This is a genomic window from Paenibacillus sp. FSL F4-0236 (assembly GCF_038000135.1).
Taxonomy (GTDB): Bacteria; Bacillota; Bacilli; order Paenibacillales; family Paenibacillaceae; genus Paenibacillus_AQ.
Genome location: NZ_JBBOBK010000001.1, coordinates 2,825,404 through 2,848,210, shown reverse-complemented (window position 1 = coordinate 2,848,210; position 22,807 = coordinate 2,825,404). Strand labels below are relative to the sequence as shown.

Sequence of the window (22,807 nt, the reverse complement as noted above, 5' to 3'; positions counted from 1 at the left end):
TTGAGAATCTAACATATTTAAGGAGGATTAAAATTAAAATGCGTAACAAGTATGTTGTATGGTCGCTGGTAGTATCCATGCTGATTTCAAGTTTATTCTTGGCTGCGGGCCCACTTAATTTTGTTTCAGCCTCCGGAGGACCAAACCTGACACTCGGCAAAAATGTAACTGCGAGCGGTCAATCACAAACTTATAGTCCTGACAATGTTAAAGACAGTAATCAAAGCACGTATTGGGAAAGTACGAATAATGCATTCCCGCAATGGATTCAAGTCGATTTAGGTGCAAATACGAATATTGATCAAATCGTTCTAAAGCTCCCTTCTGGTTGGGAGACGCGGACGCAAACATTGGCTGTTCAAGGTAGCACAAACGGTTCGACATTCACGAATATTGTAGGTTCTGCAAATTATGAATTCAATCCATCAGTGGCAGGGAACAGTGTTACCATCGACTTTGCCTCAACCAGTACGCGTTATGTTCGTCTGAATGTAACGAGCAACACAGGTTGGCCGGCAGCTCAGCTCTCTGAATTCGAGATTTACGGCGCTAGTGGCCCTATTCCTACTCCAACTCCATCGCCTTCCGGCACTTATGAAGCTGAATTTGCTTCACTGTCTGGAGGAGCTAAAGTGAACACGGATCATGCCGGTTACTCCGGCGCGGGCTTCGTGGATGGATATTTGACACAAGGTGCAACAACGACATTCACGGTTAACGTGCCAGCAGCAGGTAGTCGTGAGGTGACATTGAAATACGCCAATGCAAGTGGCAGTGCAAAGACAATAAGTGTCTACGTCAATGGTGCTAAAATTGGCCAGACCTCATTATCTAACTTACCAAATTGGGATTCATGGAGCACTAAAGTAGAAGTTCTTAATCTAAATGCGGGTAACAACACCATCGCATATAAATATGATGCTGGTGATTCTGGCAATGTTAACCTTGACCAAATCACTGTAGCGTCGACAACAACACCACCACCTGCAACACCTACTCCGACACCGACAGCCACACCAACACCGTTAGCAACACCAATACCAACACCAACACCAACAACAACGCCAACAACCACACCAACACCGACGGTCACACCAACAGCAACGCCGACACCAACACCAACACCAACACCAACACCTGCTCCTGGGAGTAATATTGCTGTCGGCAAGACGATTACCGCTTCTTCCAGTACACAAACGTTCGTAGCAACAAATGCGAACGATAATGACACAAGCACGTACTGGGAAGGTGGCAGCAATCCAAGTTCGCTCACCCTCGACTTAGGGGCGAACCACAACATTACGTCAATCGTTTTGAAGCTGAATCCAGCCTCTGCATGGAGTACTCGCACACAAACGATTCAGGTGCTCGGTCACAATCAAGACACGACTACCTTCGGTAATTTGGTATCAGCTCAATCGTATACGTTTAATCCAGCTTCGGGCAACACAGTAACCATCCCGGTTACGGCAACGGTTAAACGTCTGCAGTTGAATATCACTTCGAACTCTGGTGCTCCTGCTGGGCAAATCGCGGAGTTTCAAGTATTCGGTACACCAGGGGCGAACCCTGATCTAATGATAACGGGTATGTCCTGGTCACCTACTACTCCTGTCGAGACAAGTGCAATTACATTAAATGCAGTTGTTAAGAACAACGGTAATGCTAGCTCCGCAGCAACCACTGTCAACTTTTACTTAAACAATGAGCTCGTTGGATCTGCTCCAGTAGGTTTATTAACTGCAGGCGCATCAACAACAGCCTCAATGACATTAAACGCTGGAGCCAAAACCGCTGCGACCTATGCTCTCAGCGCTAAAGTAGATGAGAACAATGTGATTTTCGAGCAGAACGAAGGGAATAACAGCTATACGAACGGGGCATCTCTTGTTATCGCTCCAGTCTCCAGCTCTGACTTAGTTGGTGTGACTACCTGGACACCAAGTAATCCAGTGGCAAATAGTACAGTAGCTTTTACCGTAAATCTCAAGAATCAAGGAACCATTGCTTCTGCAAGCGGTTCTCATGGTGTTACTGTAGCTCTTAAAAACTCAGCGGGTACCACGATTCAAGCATTAAATGGATCCTATTCCGGGACCCTTGCTGCTGGAGCTTCCGTTAACGTCACGATTCCAGGGACATGGACAGCAGTCAACGGTAATTACACTGTAACCACTACTGTTGAAGTGGATGCTAATGAGGTAACAGCGAAGCAATCAAACAATATAAGCACAACTAATCTGGTGGTCTATGCTTTACGTGGTGCAAGCATGCCTTATAGTCGGTACGATACCGAAGATGCTACTCTCGGTGGTGGTGCTACGTTGAAATCAGCACCTACGTTTGATCAAGCGCTAATTGCTTCAGAAGCATCTGGTCAGCGTTATGTAGCGCTTCCTACAAACGGCTCGAACGTGGGATGGACAGTCAGACAAGGACAAGGCGGCGCGGGTGTGACTATGAGATTTACTATGCCTGACTCTTCGGATGGTATGGGACTGAATGGTTCACTTGACGTGTATGTGAATGGAGTAAAAGTCAAAACGGTATCGTTGACATCCTACTACAGCTGGCAGTATTTTTCGGGCGATATGCCTGGTGATACTCCTAGTGCTGGGCGTCCGCTCTTCCGATTTGACGAAGTCCACTGGAAATTGGATACTCCCCTTCAGCCTGGAGATATCATCCGTATTCAGAAGAACAATGGAGATAGCTTGGAGTATGGTGTTGATTTCCTCGAAATCGAACCCGTTCCTACTGCAGTCGCTCGTCCGGCGAACTCCGTGTCAGTGACAGATTATGGTGCTGTAGCAAATGATGGTCAGGATGACCTTGCAGCTTTTAAAGCAACGGTGAATGCAGCTGTTGCAGGCGGTAAGAGCATGTATATTCCTGCCGGAACATTTAATCTTAGCAGCATGTGGGAAATTGGTTCTGCCAGCAATATGATTAACAACTTTACGGTGACAGGTGCTGGAATCTGGCATACGAACCTCCAGTTTACTAATCCTAATGCGGCGGGAGGCGGTATTTCACTCCGTATTAGCGGCAAGCTAGATTTTAGTAATGTTTACATGAATTCGAATTTGCGATCCCGTTATGGACAAAATGCAATTTACAAAGGATTTATGGATAACTTTGGTACAAATTCAATTATCCATGATGTCTGGGTAGAACATTTTGAATGTGGCATGTGGGTAGGCGACTATGCTCATACACCTGCTATTTATGCCAGTGGGCTTGTGGTTGAAAACAGCCGGATTCGGAACAATCTTGCCGATGGTATCAACTACTCCCAAGGCACTAGCAATTCGATTGTTCGAAACACCAACGTAAGAAATAACGGTGACGATGGTCTTGCAGTATGGACTAGTAACACCAATGGTGCTCCGGCGGGTGTAAATAACACATTCTCCTACAACACGATTGAGAATAACTGGCGTGCAGCAGCCATAGCATTCTTTGGAGGCGGCGGTCATAAGGCTGATCACAACTACATCATCGACACTGTAGGTGGTTCTGGTATTCGTATGAACACCGTTTTCCCTGGTTACCATTTCCAGAATAATGCGGGCATTGTTTTCTCAGATACTACGATTATCACAAGTGGTACCAGTAAAGATCTGTATGGTGGAGAACGTGGAGCCATCGATTTAGAGGCATCGAATGATGCCATCAAGAACGTCACCTTTACCAACATCGATATCATCAATACACAACGCGATGCAATCCAGTTCGGTTATGGTGGTGGATTTGAGAATATCGTGTTTAACAACATCAATATTAATGGTACTGGGCTTGATGGTATTACTACTTCACGTTTCTCAGGGCCACATCAGGGTTCGGCAATCTATACCTATACAGGCAATGGTTCAGCAACGTTTAACAACCTGACGACTACGAATATCGCTAACCCCAACCTGAATTATATTCAGAGCGGTTTTAATCTGACGATTCATTAAGCGATAGTGTGAGGGAGGAGTTCTTCGGAACTTTTCCCTTTTTTTATATTGTGGATAGTGAAAATTTAAAACTTCGGAGAAGGATATTAACTTGATGAGCAAGAAATAAATGGTAGGATATAGTATTTATCTCATAAGAAATAAATTTTTAGGAATGTGTCGATTTCATCATCTTCCGTTCGTCGTTTAAATAGAAGTCCGGATATCAGACGTTAAAGCGAAGGAGAGATGAAATGCATTTAGTAACTTCAATGGACGGAACTAAGATTGCCTATGACAAAATGGGTCAAGGGCCAGCACTTATATTAGTGACAGGTGCATTTAGTTACCGAAAATTCCCAGGTCAAGTACAGTTATCTGATCTGTTGTCTGAGAATTTCACAGTCTTCAATTACGATCGACGAGGTCGTGGCGATAGCGGAGACACTCAGCCATACGCAATAGCTCGTGAGATCGAAGATCTGCAGGCTATAATTAATGCGGCCGGAGGATCGGCATATGTCTGGGGATTGTCTTCTGGAGCAGTTCTTGCTCTACAAGCAGCAGCGGATGGAGCAAATATTACAAAATTAGCTCTGCATGAGCCTCCATTTGTTGTCGATGCTTCGGATCCTAAGCCGCCCCTAGATTTCGTAATGAATGTTACTGAGCTTATTGCTACAAATCGCCGATCTGAGGCAATTAAGTATTTTATGACTAAAGGTATGGGAGCACCTGCGTTTGTTGTTAAATTGATGCGCTTAATGCCAAGTGTATGGTCTAACCTAATGGCTGTAGCGCACACTCTTCCCTATGATGCTGTTTTATTGGATGGGTATATGGACGGAAAGCCGCTTCCTGCCACCTTGTGGAGCACAGTTACCATTCCAACGCTGGTCCTCGAAGGTACGGAGAGTCCTGTTGGCTTACGGCATGGTGCTCAGGCAATAGCTAAAGTACTACCTAATGCGAAACTATTAAGTAAAAAGGGGCTAGGTCATACGAAGAAACTCAATACAAGGATCATTTCAACTGAGCTTACTGCATTCTTTATGGGAAATTAAAAATAGGAGGGATACACCTATGAGATTTATGATGATTGTTAAAGCTACCACAGATTCAGAGGCGGGAATTATGCCTAGTCAAGAACTGATTGATGCTATGCAGAAGTATAATGAGGAATTGGTGAAAGCAGGTGTGTTGCTGGCAGGCGATGGATTGCAACCGAGTTCCAGTGGTATTCGAATTTCATATCCGGAAGCTGGCGGCAAACCGAAAGTTATGGATGGTCCGTTTACAGAAGCTAAAGAAATGATCGCTGGATATACGCTGATTGAGGTCAAATCAAGAGAAGAAGCCATTGAATGGGCTTTACGTATGCCGGACCCTCATGGATTTGGACAAGGAGAGATTGAGTTAAGGCAGGTATTCGAGCCGGGGGAATTAATGGACGATCCCGAAACATTGGCGAAAGAAGTAGCACTTCGTAAACAGGTTGAGGAGCATAAGCAAACGTGAGTTTCTCCCATACGCATCGAACGATTGATACAATATGGCGAATGGAATCGGCAAAAATCATTGCGGGTTTAACGCGCATGGTACGGGACGTAGGTCTCGCAGAAGATCTTGCTCAGGACGCATTAGTAATTGCCCTTAATCGATGGCCAGAGACGGGGATTCCAGATCATCCAGGTGCTTGGCTGATGACCACCGCGAAACGGCGTGCGATTGATCTTATTCGCAGGACCAAGCTTCGAGATCAGAAATACGTAGAGGTTGCACATAGCATGGATTTATACACTGAGGTAGACATAGATGAAGCGTTAGATGAGGAGATCAGTGACGATCTCCTTCGTCTGATCTTTATGACCTGTCATCCGGTGTTGTCACAAGATGCCAGAGTAGCCCTGACCCTTCGACTGTTATGTGGATTGACGACAGATGAAATCGCACGTTCTTTTCTAGTCGCCGAATCAACGATTGCTCAGCGAATTGTTCGGGCGAAGAGAACCCTAAGTGCTAACAAGGTTCCTTTTGAGGTACCCGTTCAAGAAGAGCTTAAAGACCGTTTGTCTACGGTGCTTGAAGTCCTTTACCTAATGTTTAATGAAGGATATTCTGCAACCTCTGGAGTGGATTGGATCCGTCCGCTGTTATGCCAGGAGGCGCTGAGATTAGGACGGGTACTAGCTGAGATTAACCCTTATGAACCTGAGGTTCATGGACTGGTCGCCCTTATGGAGATTCAATCCTCGCGTTTTAGGACGAGGGTTAATAGCAAAGGGGAACCTATTCTACTAATGGATCAAAACCGGGCACAGTGGGATCAATTACTGATCCGTCGTGGCCTGGCTGCTTTAGAGCGTAGCCGAAAGCTTGGTCGTCCGCCGGGACCTTACTCGCTTCAGGCTGCGATTTCTGCTTGTCATGCACAGGCGACTACTGCAGCAGAGACAGACTGGATCCGTATTTCTGCACTGTACGAAGCGCTCTCGAGAGTCATGCCTTCGCCAATTGTCGAATTAAACCGAGCGGTCGCCATATCCATGGCGTTCGGCCCAACCTTTGGACTGCAAATTGTGGATGAGCTAAATACTGAACCATCTATGAGGGAATATCATCTGCTGCCCAGCGTTCGTGGTGATCTTCTGCTGAAGCTGGGTCGATATGATGAGGCTCGTACAGAGTTTGAACGTGCCGCATCCTTGACTGGGAATGAACGTGAAAGGATTCTTTTGCTGAATCGGGCGGCAGCGTGTAACTTAGGAACATCGTAGTTAATTCAATATTATTTTAAACCGGTACGTACATAAAGGAGAGATAAAATATGAATCAAGAAGTCATCGATTTTATTGAAGCATTAAAAGAACCATGGCAGGTGGAGTTATCTACTAATCTTCGTGAGGTTGTTCACCAAGCAATCCCAGATGTACAGGAACGAATTCAGTATAAGAAGCCTCATTTTTTGAAAAATGGTAAGTACGCAGCAGCTATTTCAACTTCGAAAGATGCAGTAAGCTTTGTTATTTTTAATACGAATGAACTTGAGTTTCCAGAAGGGATATTCGAGGGCCCTCCGGAGAGAAAAACACTGAAACTACGAAAAGGGGATACAGTGGATACGGCTCAATTAGTGGCTTGGGTTAGCCAATCCTCAGCTTCCCTTTAATTGCAAGATTCATGATGTAGGACGGTATCTCAAAGTCATTTGACTTCATGGGATATCGTCTTTTTTGGACGAATTTGGCTCCAGCAATACATAATCATTCAATAAATTGTGAAAAATACATCAAGAGCTAGCAATGAAGGGAATGAAACCCATGAAGATATTAAAACAAACTTGTTTGCTACTGCTTACGGTCCTTGCACTTAGTGCATGCTCAAGACCAGTAGCAGATAAATCCCAGCTACCACCTCCAACGGTTGTGCCAAGTGGAGCTGAAGAAAGATTTAGCCTTGAGGAACTTGCCACTTTGATTGGAAAAGAGGATGCTCAAGTTGTCCAAGCTCTCGGCAAAGGCGCACCTAATCGTAATGAAGGTACGAATTCTACTCTTTTATCCCGCGAATATAACGAGAAGATTGTGAATCACGAAGCAAATCTTCAGGTCTCCTATGATCACACTGGAAAAGTGATTGGAGAGACGATTCATTTTGAAGAAGCTACCAAGGAAAAATTAACGCAAGAGATAACGCAACAGCTTGGAGAGCTTACGACTAAGAGTGAAGGTAACACAGCAGATATAGAAAAAGAAGGCGAAGGTACAAACTTTCGTAGGGTATGGCAGACGGATAATGCCAAAATTTCTTTAATTGAATCCAATGGAAAGCTATCTATTTCCATAGATACGAAGTAACATTCGAATAATGTGAGGAAAAAAAGGACAATACCCATTGTAATTAGACAATGGGTATTGTCCTTTTTTGATGAATTATTAAGGCTTAAGAGGAAGAATTATTGTTTGTTGCGGAGCTTAGACGATGAATTTGCTCTTCCAGAACCGCACTTGCTTTGCCAACAAATTGTGTAATAAGTTCAAGCTCTTCATCCGAGTAGGTGGAAGCTAATTTAAGCATCTCGGCATGCAGGGGAAGGTAGGCATTCCCGACCTCATTATTTTCATACAAAGGGACAATAATTACCTTACGACGGTCACTGGGGTCATTTTGTCTGCGAACAAAACCGTTATTTTCAAGTCGATCAATTAATGCCGTAACACTGCCTGTAGCCAGTCCGGTTAGTTTGGACAGTTCACCAGCGGTGATGGGACCTCTTTCATGGAGGATATCTATGGATAGATAATCATTATTATATAACCCAAGTGATGCTGCCACATTTTGCTGATATAGTATCGTTCGACTTCCTAGGCCCCGCATACGCAAGGTGAAGTCTTCTTGCTGATTTTTCACTTGATTGTGTCGATCTCTTGACAAAAGAGAGCCCTCCTTTTAAAATATTTATATCTTGATAAACGAGATATTAGATAATAAAGATTCTCGATTAACGTGCGATTAATTGAATTCATTTTATCGGAATTATTAAAGTTTTGCAAAAGGTAATGCATCAAGAAGTTTAGAGAGAGGTTGGTGTGCGATCTTGTAACGATAAGATAAAATTCGAAATTAAGGAAAAGTGGAGGGAACAAAAGAGAATGGTAAAGAACTTGGAGAAGAAAAATAATGTAGGGATTATTATAGCGGCTCTATTGCTGGCCACACTTATGGCATCCATGGATAACACTATATTAGCAACTGCAATGGGAACAATCGTAGGGGATCTTGGCGGTTTTGACAAACTGATGTGGGTGACTTCTGCTTATATGATAGCTGAGATGGCAGGAATGCCGATTTTCGGAAAATTATCGGATATGTATGGCCGCAAGCGTTTCTTTATTTTCGGAATTATTGTATTTATGATCGGATCTGCTTTATGTGGTACCGCAAACTCTATAGTTCAGCTGAGTATTTATCGTGCGATTCAGGGTATTGGTGGAGGAGCACTGGTTCCAATTGCGTTCACCATCATGTTCGATGTGGTTGCTCCGGAAAAACGGGGGAAGATCGGTGGATTATTCGGAGCAGCTTATGGTATATCAAGTATTTTCGGACCTCTTATTGGCGCTTATATAGCGGATTACATTCATTGGTCTTGGGTCTTTTACATCAACTTACCTATAGGTGTTATTGCCTTCTTTTTGATTGCTTTCTTCTACAAAGAGTCTGTCGAGCATTCCAAGGAAAAGATCGATTACCTAGGTGCGTTTACACTTGTAGCTTCCATCCTATGTCTCATGTTTGCGATTGAGCTGGGTGGAAAGAAATATGCTTGGGACTCTGCTATGATTTTGGGATTGTTCTTAGCTTTTGTAGTGTTTATCGTGGGATTTATTTTTATCGAACGTCGTGCAGAAGAACCCATCATTACTTTCGGCATGTTCAAGAATCGTCTTTATTCTACGAGTAATGTTATGGCTATATTTAGTGGAGCAGCATTTATTACAGCCTCGGTGTACATTCCAATCTACATTCAAGGGGTGCTTGGCGGCTCAGCAACGAATTCGGGTCTTGTTCTACTTCCTATGATGCTCGGCTCCGTTATCACTGCAGCGGGGGGCGGATTCCTGCTCTCGAAGTTCAATTATCGTACCATCATGATATCGACGTTAATACTGCTTGTTTTAGGTATCGCCTTGCTAACCACATTAACACCTGATTCTTCACGGTTCATGGTCACCATATTTATGTTTCTAGTAGGTCTTGGAATAGGTTCTTCATTCTCTGTTCTAAGTAACGCAGCCATTCATGGATTTACAGCAAGGCAGCGTGGTTCCGCAAGTTCGACACTTAGTTTTACAAGGGAGCTTGGAATGACACTAGGCATAACAGTATTCGGTATTATCCAAAGTCATTTGTTTTCGAATAAATTAGCATCCATGTTCAGTAGCGGTGGTGCGGCACCTATAGGGGTAAATTTAAGCGATCCAAGTACTATTTTGACTCCGGATACTCGTGAGAAAATCCCTACGGAAGTACTTGATAAGATTACAGAGGGATTATCCTCATCGCTTGTTCACACTTTTGCATGGGCAATTATTCCGTCTGTTATAGCTCTACTGGCTGCATTTGTGATGAGTAAGGAAAAGTTTGATCCGGCTTCTGAATTGGGAGAGTATACGGCTTCGCATTAAAGGTTGGCTGCTTTGCAATATTAACGAATGCACTAGTGAGATGTTACATTTAAACAGATTGAGCCCTCTATTCATAGGTGCTCAGTCTATTTTTTTAAAACAATGATTTACATTATATTCCTATTGTAATATTATCAAATTTGACGATTGTAAAATTAGATGATATTAGAATTAATTGAAGGTAGGAGGATTTTTCGTGTCAATTGTAGGTATTTTAGGAGTGGTTCACGATGATGAACTTAGGCAAAAATATCATTTTTCTTTAGAGTTCATAAAGGATTTAATTTTAGAGTTTAATCCAGATATTATTTGTGGAGAAGTCCTTCCTAGTAGTTGGGAACATTATAAGAAGGACAGTAATTACCGTGGATATTGGGGAGAACCTGCAAGTGAATATTGGGATCTCATTTTTCCTTTGTGTAAAGAAGAGAATTATGAATTTGTCCCTATTGATTGGGTTGAATTGGATGTTTGGACAGATTTTGATCCTTTTAATAGCTATAAAGAAGATCAGAGAAAAGAATTGGAATATGAGTTAGAGCAATGGTTTCAAAGACAGCTTTCAACAGTGGATTCAAGTGCAATCCCCTTTAATTCATTAGAATATGACACTATTACAAGACAGAAGTATGAATGGTTAGAACGAATCAATCCGCGAGCACATCAGTTCAGATGGTTGTGTAGACATCTTATAATGATTCAACGAATCAAAAATGCCATAAAAGGCCACTCAGAGAAAAGAATCTTGTGTATTGTAGGTGCAGACCATAATCATTCGTTATATGAAGGACTAATTACAGAGAAGGACATACAACTTGTATATCCTTTATCTCGGATTACTCAAGCTTGAGCAATATTGTAGCGTGAATGCAAATACCAAATAAGTTCTCTACGGCTGCTGACATTTGCTTTGCTAAAAATGGACTTTAAATGATCCTGGACGGTGTATGCAGAAATATGCAGTGCAGAAGCCAATTCTTTAGTGGATAATCCTCGAATTACACCGTGTAATAGCTGTTGCTCACGTTCCGTCAAACCATAAGCTTCAGCAATGATGGGGAGCATGTCAGCAGGACGCGCGGGTTCGAATGAAATGGCAATTTGGTTCTGACCGTTGGAAGCCTTAAGAAGACTTGCCCGAACGACTAAATAGGGCCCCTCAGTCATACGAATGCATGCCTTCGCTATCCCCATAGATTCGGAAGGGCTGTTTAACGCTTGCGTGCTTACAGCACGGATTGGACGAGGTAGAACATGAGCCTCAATCATTTCCAATGAGCGGAGTTTGCCTAACCAGCGATCCGCTGTGGGATTGGAAGAGAGAAGAGCCAAGTCATCAGATAAAACTGCAATGCCGGAACCGTAATGATCTTCAAGCCAAGTCTCATCTCTTTCTGGAAGCTCAAGACTGAAAGCCCGCATTCTTGCTGCAATCAGAGGGATGAGCGAGGTGATCCAATCACATTCCTCTTGTAAGAATTTGGATTGATCTGCATTCCTGTACAGCGTCAAATATCCCCAACAAGATTCGCCAAGAATAAGGACTGCACGTAGTTCATCCCCAAAGCCTGCAGGAGACAAAACCTTTTGATAGCGTGCACTCCGTTCGGGTTGCTGTTTAGTTGCTTCATATATTGTAGCGACGAGGAGCTTGGTATGAACCATTTGCTCATAGGTGTTAACATCATCCTCACCGTATTCGATCTGGAACAAGTGGGGATGAATGGACTCTACATTGTCTTCAGTAACCGCACCTGTCGAAAGCAATGTCTGTGGATCAACATGAGTACAGCAGGCAGCATCAAAGGGAACTGCTTCACGTAAGAGAGACAGCAAGGAAGTACGGTAGTTGTGAGAAGAATCAGTAACCATACCTAGCTTAACGATTTGTTTCTTTATTAGAATGAATTGTTTATGGGTATTCATTGAGTAGCCCTCTAGTCCTTAATGGATTATATCGAACTCCCACATTTGTGGGATAGTGAACGGAAGCGAAATCCGTATAATTGAGAATGATTCTTAATCAACTCTATTATATAGGATGCGGTGATAATAATGCAGGAAAAAGAAGATATTGTTGTTGTTGGTGGTTATGGACATGTAGGGCGTACCATATGTGAAATATTAGAGAAGAAGTATCCAGGTAAAGTATTTGCTGCAGGGAGAAGTCTTGAAAAAGCAGAGAGGTTCAGTCAATCTACTCACGGCAGGATCAAGCCATTAGAGTTAGATATTAATAAGCCGATACCTCCACATTTACTAGATCAAGTGAAGCTAATCATTATGTGTTTGGATCAAACGAATACGGATTTTGTAAAAGCCTGCTTTCGCAGCGGTACGTATTATGTGGATGTATCAGCGAGCGGTCCGTTTTTATCTCAAATTGAGGCGTTATACGAAGAGGCTGCACGACATGGATCTAGTGCCGTTCTTAGTGTAGGGCTTGCACCCGGTATAACCAATCTTATGGCTCTTGAAGCGGAAAGACTGATAGAACAGACGGAGGAAATCGAAATCGCGATTATGCTCGGACTTGGTGATTCTCATGGTAAGGCGGCGATCGAATGGACAGTGAATAGTTTAGGAGAAAAGTTTGAAGTTAAGCAGAAGAATTGTCAGGTAGAGGTGGAGAGCTTCACCGATAGAAAGTCATATCACTTTGGTGACGATTTAGGGAGTCGCCATGCCTATCGTTTCCCATTCTCAGATCAACAGACGCTTGCCCGAACGCTCAAAGCATCGTCCATCTCCACACGATTTTGTCTGGACTCAGTTTTCGTTACTAAAATGCTGGCTATAGCCAAAAAAACAGGAGCCGTTCGTTTGTTAAAGACAAGCTGGGTGAACAGGTGGATGGTTAGTGCTATGGAGCGGCTGCATATTGGGAGCGACCAGTTCGCTATCAAGGTTGAGGCTCGTGGAAGAAATCGAGAGGGGAAGCCAATGCATGCTGATTTAATATTGCAAGGAAAGAATCAATCCATCATCACTGCAAAAGTGACAGCAGCAGTATCAAAGCTCCTCTATGATTCTTCATTTCCAGGCGGCGTTTATCATATCGAGCAGATAACAGATTTAGCATATATACAAAAGGAATTAGGATCGACGCTCTCGCTAAAGATCCAAGTAAAGTAGCATAATGCAGATTAATCTAAATAGAATAATTTGTGTATAGTTATTTTGAAAGAAGCTTGATTAGTCAAGCTTCTTTTTCGTAACCCCAAAGAGTTTTGACCGTATTAACTGATGAACATTTCATTCAGGAAGAAATTCTGTTCTTCCCTAATGGGTCATGTTAACAAAAAGAGAAGTTGAGGTCATCACCTATGAATGAAAAATTTACAGATTACGCCGATACAGGATATTCGATCGCTGAGCAGAAGGCAGCTCAGTATTTTGCATCTCTTCGTGAACAATTCAAAGAAAAAACTTATGTGTCCACCTTGATTGAAGATTTTCAATTGTGGAAGAAGAACCATATTCATCGCCGTTCATGGTTGTCCTTTTTATCAAGAGGCAAGAGGAAACCTGATTCTCAGGATTATCATAGATATCTAGGATGGCTGAATCAGACCGGTAAATTGGATGATTATTTGGATCGAAGTGTTTCCTATCTTTATATGAGAGATCTGGGGCAAGCTTTGGATTCGCCGAATACACAGCTCCGGATTAAGCGTATGGTTGCCGATATTAGAAATCAGATGATTCTTCCAGGTTCCACAAGTTCGGAGGATCAGTCAGATTTCATGAATTTCACCGGGATTTACCGTTGGGCTCAGAAGGAAGGCGTTGAAACGGCCACGATTTGGGTGATAGACAAACTTAAGCGGGTATCAGCACATCTTCCGAAGGAAATGAACCCCGAGCAAGCACAGCGTAAATTAATCAAGATCATTATTGGGGTGATTCTCCATGTGATGGAAGAGATGGACGATGACGTACCACCTGTAGAGCGATCTAAGAGGATTGGTGAAGCCATTAGACTTGGTTATTCATATGGCCTAACTTATCCATTCATTGATGATCTCCTTGATTCCAGTGTCTTAACCGACCAAGAGAAAGAACAGTATTCTCATATGATACGCACTGCGATCCTTAATAGAGTTGTACCGGAATTGGGTGAATGGTCCGGAGAGAACATGCCGTTCATTCGATTTGTACATTCGGAGCTCAAGGAGGCTTTTGAGTATATTAGAGGGTATCAGCGGGAAGAAATGCAGGATGCATTTTTCGAGCAGTCTTTTGTATTTTTCCATTCTCAGGAATTGGATCGTATGAAGGATCTTTCTAACTCTGAATACAGCAATGAAGAGCTTTTCATACCCATCATTTTAAAATCCTCTTCTTCCCGTTTAATTGTCCGATCCGTAATTAGTGCTCCAGCAGATGACGGATTTGATCAACGTACCTTTTTCTATGGGTTATATAATCAGCTGGCTGATGATTTTGCGGATATGTTTGACGATATGAAAGCGGGAGCGGTAACCCCCTATACTTATTATTTAAAATACCGTAGTCAACGTACAGATCTGATCAATCCTTTTGAATTATACTGGACGGTCATTTCCCATTTAATACACACTGTGTATCGCTCTGATCCTAAAACCCGTGAAGTAATATTAGATCGCGCCATTAATGGACTCAAGCGATGTAAAGAACGTGTAGGAAATGAGAAGTATAAAGAGATCATGGAGATTTTTGCTTCTGGTCAACCAGCGTTTAATCGGCTTGTCCAGCAGATGGTGCAGAAAGCGGACGATGTGGATTTTTTCGATAAACTGCTTCGGGATCAGTTGCTTTTGAATCTAAAAAACAGCAAGAAGGAAAAAGTGGAATTTCGAGATACGATCCAAAAGGTTCGCGATCAAATCAATAAACAATTGCTGATAGCCAAGCCAGACGGGACGCCAGAAATGAAAGAGTTGCTTATTGATGCGGCTAATTATAGTCTAGCAGGCGACGGCAAGCGGATAAGACCTATATTGACTTGGGTCATGGGTGTTAACGAATATGGTCTAGATGCATCCGCAATTGTGCCGCTTCTGAGATCTTTGGAATATATGCATACCGCTTCTCTAATCTTCGATGATCTTCCATCCCAGGATAATGCTTCAACCCGAAGAGGTCGTGCAACTCTACACGAAATGTATACTAGTTCAACGGCGGAGTTAACCGGACTATTTCTGATTCAGAAGTCGATCGAGGAACAGGCGTCACTTCATTCTTTTGATGCAAAAGCAGTGCTAGCCTTGATGCAATATTCAGCCCAAAAAGCAGAAGATACATGTATGGGTCAGGCAATGGATCTGAATTCTAAGGGAAAAGCATTGACGCTAGAGCAATTAAATATGATTTGTTTTTATAAGACCGGAATTGCATTTGAAGCTTCACTATTGATGCCAGCGATTCTGGCTCAGGTTAAGAAATCTGAAGTTCTGGCTTTGAAAAAATTTGCCTATCATGCGGGGATTGCCTTTCAGATTAAAGATGATTTGCTCGATTTGGAAGGAGATCATCATTTACTAGGTAAGCCGATAGGTCAGGATGTGGAGAATAACAATTCAACGTTTGTATCTATCCTTGGTGCTGACGGCGCAAGAAAAGAGATGTGGGAACACTACTGTCTTGCTATGGAAGCGTTAAAGGAGATCCCTCGTAATATTGCTTTTCTGAAGCATTTATTGAATTACATGATTAATCGAAATCGATAATTGTTTGTAGAGTGTTGGCATTATTGCCAGCACTTTTTTTATATTTTTTTTGCAGATTATTGTTTATTTGGTTAATTGAATTTTATTGTTTATAATCGAAATTACGTGTATGATGAAGTTGAAAATAGGTAAAGGAGGTGTAACTTGTGAAGCTAGGAATTTTCTCGAAAGTATACTTGAACTATGAACTGGAGAGCGCCTTACACAAAATCAAAGCGCAAGGCATGAGTAGCATTCAATTCAATTTTGCTAATGTAGGACTGGAAAGCTTGCCTAAAGAGATTAGTCAGGAGACCATCCATCAAATCAGAGAAGCAGTAATGAACAGTGGAGTTAGCATTGCTGTGATCTCAGGAACGTTTAATACGTTAGAGCTAAACGAGGAGAAGAAAGTTAAAAATCAGCAGTGTTTTAAAAATGTAGTTGAGGCTGCAGCTGCATTAGCTGTTCCGTATGTTTCGATTTCTACGGGTAGTTTGAACCAAGAAGATTTCTGGAGTTCTCATCCTGACAATCATACAGTGAGGGCATGGTCACTATTGCATGAAAGTCTTGCGTGGATGCTGAAAATTGCAGAAGACAACCAAGTAACGTTAATATTTGAACCTGAACAAGCCAATGTGGTGAGTACGGCAGAAGATGCTTTGAGACTATTACAAGATCTAGACACACCCTATCTTAAGGTTTTGTATGATGCAGCAAATCTAGTAACCCCACAGGATCATAAGGACCTCTTAGGTAAGATTTCAAAAACGCTAACAGCGCTGAAGGAGCACATTGCCATTGCGCATTGCAAAGATGCTTTTGTAACCGAAGAGAAGATCACTTTTGCACCGGTGGGTAAAGGAAACTTGCCCTTAAAGGAATATCTAAATGAATTAAGTAAGGTTTATGACGGTCCTGTTATTATGCATGGGTTAGCTGAGGGCGATGTAGAACATGCTTTGAATTTCTTTAACTAGAATAGGAGGACATGAATATGAACAAGGAAAATAAATTGTTGAACATCGGTGTGTTAGGTTGCGGTCAGATTTCACAAGCGGCGCATTTTGACTCTATAAGGCGTTCACGTAATGCTCACCTTTATGCAATATGCGATGTAGATGAATACTTGCTCCAAAGAATGAATGCTATCTATGAACCTGACAAGATATATACGGATTATGAACAAATGCTGGCGGACTCGAGCGTACATGCTGTAGTTATTGGGATTGCCGATCAATTTCATGTGGAGGCAGCTAAACAAGCCGTGCGTGCAGGTAAACATGTCTTGGTAGAAAAGCCTCTAGGTGTATCCATCGAAGAAGTGGAAGAATTAAAAGAGCTTGTGGATCGTACCGATCTCAAAGTGCAAGTGGGGAATATGAAGAGATTTGACCCCGGTATAGTAGCAGCTAAAGAGTTTGTGGATCATGAAATGGGTGAGATTATTGGCCTAAAAGCTTGGTATTGTGATTCCACCTATCGATATACCGTTACTGAGAATGTTCAGCCAGTGATTATATCCGGTGAAAATATAAAGAGACCTGCTGGAGATCCAAAAGCGAACAAGGAACGCTATTATATTTTAGGTCATGGAAGCCATTTGTTCGATACCGCAAGATATCTAGGTGGAAATATTGTAAGTTTGAAAGCATGGAATACGCAAAAATTCGGTGCCTATTGTTGGTTTATTACTGCGGAGTTTGAAAGCGGCTTTGTAGCTCAATTGGATTTGACCATTGCGGTTCGGATGGATTGGCATGAAGGATTCCAAATTTATGGTGAATTCGGATCAGTAGTAGGAAAGACATACAACCCGTGGACATTAAAATCAAGCGATGTAGAAATTTTCAAAGCTAGTGATAACAGCTACCATAGACCGCTTGGAGCAGATGGTCATTTTTATAGATTGCAGATTGAAGGGTTCGCAGATTCAGTTCTGCATAACAAGCCAGGTGTAGGTGCAACGATTGAAGATGGGATTGCTACGATGAGAGCGATGCTCGCTGTGGAAGAATCGGTGAAGACCGGAAATACGATTTATCTAAGTGACGTTTCTGGTCCTTTGTAAAGGAGGGGAGAATATGCCTTACTTTATCTACGAGCACATTCGATTTTATTATGAAGATGATGGAGGGGATGGAGAGCCTTTTATTTTTCTTCATGGTCTGGGCGGTGACGTTAATCAAACTTTCGGTTTAATGAAGCAATCAAATCACATCCGAAGGGTTTCACTAGATTTTCGAGGTCATGGAAAGACTGTGGCGTTCGGCCATGCGGATGATTTTTCTTTTAAACAATTCGCCGAAGATGTGATGGCTTTAGCGGAATACCTTCATATCAGTCAATTCAATATTGGGGGGATTTCCACAGGTGCTGGGGTGTCGCTTCATTTGGCATTGAGGTACCCGGATAGCGTTAAGAAGCTTATTTTGTCACGTCCAGCCTGGAAGGATAAGCCGCAAGAGACGTTGATTCGTGAAGCCTACGCCAAAGTTCATGAGGTACTGCAAGATACAGATCCTCTGACTGCCCAAAATAGATACGAAAATTCAGAGGTCTATAAATCCATAAATTCATTATCTACTTATGCGGGTGAATCCCTATTAGGGCAGTTTAAATATCCTTATGTAAAAGAAACCTCGATGAAGTTTGTGAAGCTGCCAATGGATTGTCCTAATCATGATCGTGAGGCTTGGAAGAACTTAAAGCTGCCCACATTGATCCTTGCTAGTCAACTTGATCCTATTCATCCATACACCTACGGGAGATTACTCTCAGAATATATCCCAAACGCTAAATTTATTGAGATTACTTCGAAAACGATCAGTAATAAGCAACATAATCAAGATTCCTATGAGGCTATTGAGAACTTTTTAAATGAAAGATGAGCACAAGCTTCAAAGGTGTTCATCTTTTTTTGTACAAATTTAGAAAGTATCTATACTGTAATTACGTTAACGCCGAGTTTGTTATATGTATCAACAATTTTATTGTCTACTGTACCTTCAGTGATTAAATAGTCTAACGCGGATACCTTGGCTACAAAAAAAGTGGATATTTTCTCCAGCTTTTCTTTCGTAGCTATGGCGATAACCATGGAAGATTGTTCAAAAAGTTGATTCTTAATGATGGATTCCTCATAAGAGGGAACAGTTATGCCCACCTTTGAATCCAGCGTGGATACGCCAAGGATTGTTAGATCCAAATGGATTTGCTGTATCGCTCTAAGCGTTGCGGCTCCGAATAACACTTGGTTCTTTTTATCGAGGTCGCCACCTAACAAGGTTACACTAGCTTTGGACAATCGGCACAGCGATAATGCAATAGAGGGGGAGTTGGTAATAATTCTTCCATCAAAATGCTCAGGGATGTTCTCGGCTACTTTTAAATTTGTGGACCCTCCATCAATAAAAATAACCTTTGCATTCTCAATAAGTGTGCAAGCTCGTTTAGCTAAGTCAGCTTTGGTCTGGCTATTAAATTCTACACGTGAATTGAAATCTTTCATGTCATTAATAAGGCTATGAGCACCACCATGAATTCGTTTGAGAAGTCCCAGCTTCGACAAGCTTTGTAAATCTTTTCGTATGGTATCTTCTGTTACATTTAATTCCTGTGTTAATTCTTGGACAACGACGCGGCCTTCGGTCTCTACTTTTTTTAGGATATACGCCTGTCTGTCAGCTTTTAGCACCGATCCACCTCTTTTCACAAAATGCTCTAAAGGTTGTACTTAACGTTACTATTTTACTACATATGAAATGAATTTGAAAAAAATCAATCGTTTTTACGTTCAACTCCGTCTTACTTATAGATATATGAGGTGGATGCATCTTCCTGATAGAAGATAGAGGGGGTGGTGGAAGGTGGAAAACACAATGGATGAAGTCAGAATGGTAGATTTTGCGCAAATGGATGAAGAAGATTTTTTTAGTCGTTTGTATGTGGAGCATCGAAAAATGTACGCTATTGCCTACAGTTATCTGCGAACAGAGGCAGACACGCTGGAAGTGATCCAAGAAGCTTCATGCAGGGCATGGATGAAACGCAAAAAATTAAAGGATGAACAGTCCTTCACACCTTGGCTGATCCGAATAACGATTAATTGCTGCATGGATGAGCTACGGCGCAAAAAGCGTGTGATTGTAGCGGAGAAGATGGTGGAGGAAGCGGCACAGGAAATGAAGAGTAATGACCGAATTGATCTGGAGCGTGCGATGAATCGGATAAAGCCTAGATATAGGCATGTCGTAACGCTTAAATACTATCATGACATGACCACTGCCGAAATTGCCAAAGTGCTAAAAAGACCAGAAGGTACCATTAAGACTTGGCTGCGTGAGGGACTCAAACAGCTTAGGAGCTATTTATAGCAATATTGGAGGTGAACGGGATGACAGAAAAAGAAGAACGTATTCTACATAAGAACATCGATGAAGTGCAACAAAATGTCGAAGCAATACAGGAGATGAAAATTTACAACGCCATGAGAAAAGGAATAGCAAAAGGGAAAAAACAAGAGAAACGGCGCATTTATACTACAGGAATGGGTGTCATTGCAGCTGCAGCGGTTGCGTTACTGGTTACATATTCAACAATTGGATTACCGAATAAGGGAGCGGTACAACCTTCAGTACAGTCGGCCAGCACTAAAAATACGGATAATTTCAAAGCTTATCGCTCGTTCTCAAGGTTAGAGCCTGCATTAGCCAGTGCCCTTGAGCAGAATCTCGTTGTGCCGGTCGGTCAAAGTGCGGAAAACAAAGGATACCGGATAGATGTGACAGGTGCCGTTACGGATGGACGGAAGGTTTATGTTTTATACAGTGTTCAGAACAATACGGACGAAGTAGTTATACACGCAGATTTTGAGCTTCAATTTGAAGGGATACAGGAGTCGCCTCTTCACAAAGGTGCATCATTAAGTATGCTCGCTAGTGAGAGCCGAATTCAACCCGGACAGTCTATGGATTTTATATACTCCACTAATCTTTCACCAACGGTTAAATATCCAAAGAAAGTCAACTATAATATAATTCTTACAGAAACTTCAGATAAGGCTCTCCTATCCAGTAGTAATAAGTATCGGACTAGTCTAGATGTTGCTTTCGAGCTTGATCCTGACATGCTTAAAGCACAGGAACGTATGCTGGATACAGACGGAACACTGACAGTGGACGGGCAAAAGATTAGAGTGAATCAAGTGCAGTATACTCCGCTTAGCACCTATGTGGATCTGGAATATAATCAGAATAATGATAAACAGATTTTTCAATTAATTAATCCAGTACTGATTAGTAAAAAAGGGGACACAGTTGAGAAGTTGTATTACCCCGATATCATCAATTTTGACAATTCTGAAGTCTATACGGACAACTCCATGTTCACGTTAGTGTTCAAGAATAGTAAGGGCAGCCAGCAGTCGGATTCTGTGACGTTGAAAGCATTCGGAATTTCGGCTGTCGAAAAGGATCAAATGAAAATTGTAGTGGATCTTAACAAATATCAGCTTATTGAAGCGCCCGGAACTGGACTTGAGTTAGTCACGCCAACGCCAGAGAATAACGTAGAGGAAGGAGAAATCCTCCTAAGACGTAATCTTGAGAATGCTCAATATTTAGAAGGCTCTACTAGACTTGCTGAGACTTTTACTGACGCAAAAGGGAAGGTATATAATAGAGCACCTTCCACAAGCAGCTTCAGCAGCTATACGACTTCTAAGGATGGGTCAGCCGTGAACGAGTTTGGATATAATTTTGGCGCGGAAGCGAAGAACTATCCTCAGCCATTAACGATAACGTTAGAGAAATATACAAATCCAATTATGGAGACGCAGGCTGTGGAGTTGTACTCGAAGAATTAGAAAGCAATGAATGATTAAACAAAAGATTGAATTTTATATTAACTCTTTTAGCCGTTGATAATTCTATCAACGGTTTTTCTGTGACCTCACATCTTCATTTTTTGAAATTTAAGAAATACTTAATATATACCATACTTCTTTTTAAAAAGTTTTACTTATTCTAAGTACATGAAGGAGGTTACTGAAAGAATGATAAACCCAATTATGAAGAAATGGCTCCGAAAGGATGTCTCAGCTGCAATAATGTTCCTGGCACCAAGCGGTATCGGGTTCGCGATGTTTTACCTTATACCGTTTGTTATGGGAGTATTCTATTCTTTTATGGACAGCACGATAGAGGGCCACTTTGTAGGGTTTGATAATTACCGAGAGCTGATAGATAGCGATTCTTTCCGTAAAGCAGCATCTAATACATTTTATTTTAGCGGGATAAGTGTTCCACTAATGCTTGTACTCTCGTTAGGATTAGCGATGTTATTGAATAAAAATACATATTTTCGGAATTGGCTGAGGACTGGATACGTGTTGCCGCTTGTCGTACCTGTCGCCTCCATCATTCTGATCTGGCAGATGCTCTTCGATTGGAATGGCTCGCTTAACGCCTGGCTGAACAACTTCGGTATCGATCGTGTGGATTGGATGAAGACGGATGCAGCTAGAAATGTAATCATTGTTGTTTATTTATGGAAGAACATCGGTTATAACGTGATTTTATTCTTGGCGGGATTGCAGCAAATTCCAAAGGATTATTATGAAACGGCTCAAATTGAAGGTGCTGGACGATTACGGCAGTTTCGCAGTATTACGCTTGTCTATCTAACCTCTTCGATGTTTTTTGTGGTCATCATGTCGATCATTAATTCATTCAAAGTGTTTCGAGAAACGTACTTGATCGCAGGCGAGTATCCGCATGATAGTATCTACATGCTGCAGCATTATATGAACAATATGTTCATGTCGCTCGATGTTCAGAAGCTGACTGCCGCGGCGACCTTAATGTTTGGTTGTATTTTATTGATCGTGTTGGGATTGTTTGCATTTGAACGGAGGCATAGACAATTCATGGAATAGGGGTGAAAAGGTTGTGCCAGTTGTCAAAGTGTTGCGAAAAGGGACATT

At 42.1% G+C, this 22,807-nt stretch carries 19 protein-coding genes; 16 read left to right on the top strand and 3 right to left on the bottom strand.

The genetic code is table 11. From position 1 onward, the window contains the following. Window positions 1-38: 38 nt before the first annotated feature. The 6 genes from NSQ29_RS12795 (at window position 39) to NSQ29_RS12770 (ending at window position 7,798) form a co-directional block, all read left to right on the top strand. Complete coding sequence (locus tag NSQ29_RS12795; RefSeq protein ID WP_341125250.1) at window positions 39-3,962, top strand: discoidin domain-containing protein; 3,924 nt, start codon at window positions 39-41, stop codon at window positions 3,960-3,962. A 233-nt stretch (window positions 3,963-4,195) separates the two neighbouring features. Further along, window positions 4,196-5,005, top strand: a complete 810-nt coding sequence (locus tag NSQ29_RS12790; protein ID WP_341125249.1) for an alpha/beta fold hydrolase — start codon at window positions 4,196-4,198, stop codon at window positions 5,003-5,005. A 19-nt stretch (window positions 5,006-5,024) separates the two neighbouring features. After that, window positions 5,025-5,459: a YciI family protein gene (locus NSQ29_RS12785; protein WP_076285767.1), complete on the top strand. Its 435-nt coding sequence runs from the start codon at window positions 5,025-5,027 to the stop codon at window positions 5,457-5,459. Beyond that, window positions 5,456-6,718, top strand: a complete 1,263-nt coding sequence (locus tag NSQ29_RS12780) for an RNA polymerase sigma factor (RefSeq protein ID WP_341125248.1) — start codon at window positions 5,456-5,458, stop codon at window positions 6,716-6,718. Before NSQ29_RS12785 ends, NSQ29_RS12780 begins: the two co-directional genes overlap by 4 nt. A gap of 50 nt (window positions 6,719-6,768) precedes the next feature. Continuing rightward, window positions 6,769-7,110 (top strand): DUF1801 domain-containing protein, encoded by a 342-nt coding sequence (locus NSQ29_RS12775; protein ID WP_076285765.1) that lies wholly within the window; start codon window positions 6,769-6,771, stop codon window positions 7,108-7,110. Between the two features lie 151 nt (window positions 7,111-7,261). Then, entirely contained in the window at window positions 7,262-7,798 is a 537-nt protein-coding gene (locus tag NSQ29_RS12770; RefSeq protein ID WP_339248051.1) for a hypothetical protein, read from the top strand. An 85-nt stretch (window positions 7,799-7,883) separates the two neighbouring features. Here NSQ29_RS12770 and NSQ29_RS12765 read toward each other — a convergent pair whose 3' ends face one another. Continuing rightward, window positions 7,884-8,318 (bottom strand): MarR family winged helix-turn-helix transcriptional regulator, encoded by a 435-nt coding sequence (locus tag NSQ29_RS12765; protein ID WP_339271643.1) that lies wholly within the window; start codon window positions 8,316-8,318, stop codon window positions 7,884-7,886. A gap of 275 nt (window positions 8,319-8,593) precedes the next feature. Here NSQ29_RS12765 and NSQ29_RS12760 point away from each other — a divergent pair, with 275 nt between their 5' ends. Together NSQ29_RS12760 and NSQ29_RS12755 are read left to right on the top strand one after the other, a co-directional pair. Then, window positions 8,594-10,129, top strand: coding sequence for an MDR family MFS transporter (locus NSQ29_RS12760; protein WP_341125247.1), 1,536 nt, complete (start codon window positions 8,594-8,596; stop codon window positions 10,127-10,129). 196 nt (window positions 10,130-10,325) lie between these two features. Beyond that, window positions 10,326-10,979, top strand: a complete 654-nt coding sequence (locus NSQ29_RS12755; RefSeq protein ID WP_341125246.1) for a hypothetical protein — start codon at window positions 10,326-10,328, stop codon at window positions 10,977-10,979. Here the strand turns inward: NSQ29_RS12755 and NSQ29_RS12750 are convergent. Further along, window positions 10,970-12,055, bottom strand: a complete 1,086-nt coding sequence (locus tag NSQ29_RS12750) for a helix-turn-helix transcriptional regulator (RefSeq protein WP_341125245.1) — start codon at window positions 12,053-12,055, stop codon at window positions 10,970-10,972. The genes NSQ29_RS12755 and NSQ29_RS12750 overlap by 10 nt on opposite strands. 129 nt (window positions 12,056-12,184) lie before the next feature. Between NSQ29_RS12750 and NSQ29_RS12745 the strand changes: the two genes are divergently transcribed. From NSQ29_RS12745 to NSQ29_RS12725, 5 genes are all read left to right on the top strand, one after another. Continuing rightward, window positions 12,185-13,264 carry a saccharopine dehydrogenase family protein gene (locus NSQ29_RS12745; RefSeq protein WP_341125244.1) on the top strand — a complete coding sequence of 360 codons (1,080 nt, stop codon included), beginning with the start codon at window positions 12,185-12,187 and terminating at the stop codon, window positions 13,262-13,264. Window positions 13,265-13,455: 191 nt separating this feature from the next. Continuing rightward, window positions 13,456-15,840, top strand: a complete 2,385-nt coding sequence (locus NSQ29_RS12740) for a polyprenyl synthetase family protein (protein ID WP_341125243.1) — start codon at window positions 13,456-13,458, stop codon at window positions 15,838-15,840. A 146-nt stretch (window positions 15,841-15,986) separates the two neighbouring features. Continuing rightward, on the top strand, window positions 15,987-16,802 hold the full coding sequence (locus NSQ29_RS12735; protein ID WP_341125242.1) for a sugar phosphate isomerase/epimerase family protein: 816 nt from the start codon (window positions 15,987-15,989) through the stop codon (window positions 16,800-16,802). 17 nt (window positions 16,803-16,819) lie between these two features. Beyond that, window positions 16,820-17,893 (top strand): Gfo/Idh/MocA family protein, encoded by a 1,074-nt coding sequence (locus NSQ29_RS12730; RefSeq protein ID WP_341125241.1) that lies wholly within the window; start codon window positions 16,820-16,822, stop codon window positions 17,891-17,893. Window positions 17,894-17,906: 13 nt separating this feature from the next. After that, entirely contained in the window at window positions 17,907-18,713 is an 807-nt protein-coding gene (locus tag NSQ29_RS12725) for an alpha/beta fold hydrolase (protein WP_341125240.1), read from the top strand. A gap of 50 nt (window positions 18,714-18,763) precedes the next feature. Here NSQ29_RS12725 and NSQ29_RS12720 read toward each other — a convergent pair whose 3' ends face one another. After that, window positions 18,764-19,519 (bottom strand): DeoR/GlpR family DNA-binding transcription regulator, encoded by a 756-nt coding sequence (locus NSQ29_RS12720; protein WP_042188080.1) that lies wholly within the window; start codon window positions 19,517-19,519, stop codon window positions 18,764-18,766. A gap of 184 nt (window positions 19,520-19,703) precedes the next feature. Between NSQ29_RS12720 and NSQ29_RS12715 the strand changes: the two genes are divergently transcribed. From NSQ29_RS12715 to NSQ29_RS12705, 3 genes are all read left to right on the top strand, one after another. Beyond that, a complete protein-coding gene (locus tag NSQ29_RS12715; RefSeq protein WP_341125239.1) occupies window positions 19,704-20,198 on the top strand; it encodes an RNA polymerase sigma factor in 495 nt (164 codons plus the stop codon). A 20-nt stretch (window positions 20,199-20,218) separates the two neighbouring features. Next, window positions 20,219-21,688, top strand: coding sequence for a DUF4179 domain-containing protein (locus NSQ29_RS12710; RefSeq protein ID WP_341125238.1), 1,470 nt, complete (start codon window positions 20,219-20,221; stop codon window positions 21,686-21,688). A 204-nt stretch (window positions 21,689-21,892) separates the two neighbouring features. Continuing rightward, window positions 21,893-22,759 carry a carbohydrate ABC transporter permease gene (locus tag NSQ29_RS12705; protein WP_341126759.1) on the top strand — a complete coding sequence of 289 codons (867 nt, stop codon included), beginning with the start codon at window positions 21,893-21,895 and terminating at the stop codon, window positions 22,757-22,759. The last annotated feature ends 48 nt before the right edge of the window (window positions 22,760-22,807 follow it).

Excerpts from the sequence above, each read along its gene's own strand:
- NSQ29_RS12795 (WP_341125250.1), top strand. The coding sequence starts at position 39 with ATGCGTAACAAGTATGTTGTATGGTCGCTGGTAGTATCCATGCTGATT.
- NSQ29_RS12790 (WP_341125249.1), top strand. The coding sequence starts at position 4,196 with ATGCATTTAGTAACTTCAATGGACGGAACTAAGATTGCCTATGACAAA.
- NSQ29_RS12785 (WP_076285767.1), top strand. The coding sequence starts at position 5,025 with ATGAGATTTATGATGATTGTTAAAGCTACCACAGATTCAGAGGCGGGA.
- NSQ29_RS12775 (WP_076285765.1), top strand. The coding sequence starts at position 6,769 with ATGAATCAAGAAGTCATCGATTTTATTGAAGCATTAAAAGAACCATGG.
- NSQ29_RS12770 (WP_339248051.1), top strand. The coding sequence starts at position 7,262 with ATGAAGATATTAAAACAAACTTGTTTGCTACTGCTTACGGTCCTTGCA.
- NSQ29_RS12765 (WP_339271643.1), bottom strand. The coding sequence starts at position 8,318 with ATGCGGGGCCTAGGAAGTCGAACGATACTATATCAGCAAAATGTGGCA.
- NSQ29_RS12760 (WP_341125247.1), top strand. The coding sequence starts at position 8,594 with ATGGTAAAGAACTTGGAGAAGAAAAATAATGTAGGGATTATTATAGCG.
- NSQ29_RS12750 (WP_341125245.1), bottom strand. The coding sequence starts at position 12,055 with ATGAATACCCATAAACAATTCATTCTAATAAAGAAACAAATCGTTAAG.
- NSQ29_RS12745 (WP_341125244.1), top strand. The coding sequence starts at position 12,185 with ATGCAGGAAAAAGAAGATATTGTTGTTGTTGGTGGTTATGGACATGTA.
- NSQ29_RS12740 (WP_341125243.1), top strand. The coding sequence starts at position 13,456 with ATGAATGAAAAATTTACAGATTACGCCGATACAGGATATTCGATCGCT.
- NSQ29_RS12730 (WP_341125241.1), top strand. The coding sequence starts at position 16,820 with ATGAACAAGGAAAATAAATTGTTGAACATCGGTGTGTTAGGTTGCGGT.
- NSQ29_RS12725 (WP_341125240.1), top strand. The coding sequence starts at position 17,907 with ATGCCTTACTTTATCTACGAGCACATTCGATTTTATTATGAAGATGAT.
- NSQ29_RS12715 (WP_341125239.1), top strand. The coding sequence starts at position 19,704 with ATGGATGAAGTCAGAATGGTAGATTTTGCGCAAATGGATGAAGAAGAT.
- NSQ29_RS12710 (WP_341125238.1), top strand. The coding sequence starts at position 20,219 with ATGACAGAAAAAGAAGAACGTATTCTACATAAGAACATCGATGAAGTG.
- NSQ29_RS12705 (WP_341126759.1), top strand. The coding sequence starts at position 21,893 with ATGAAGAAATGGCTCCGAAAGGATGTCTCAGCTGCAATAATGTTCCTG.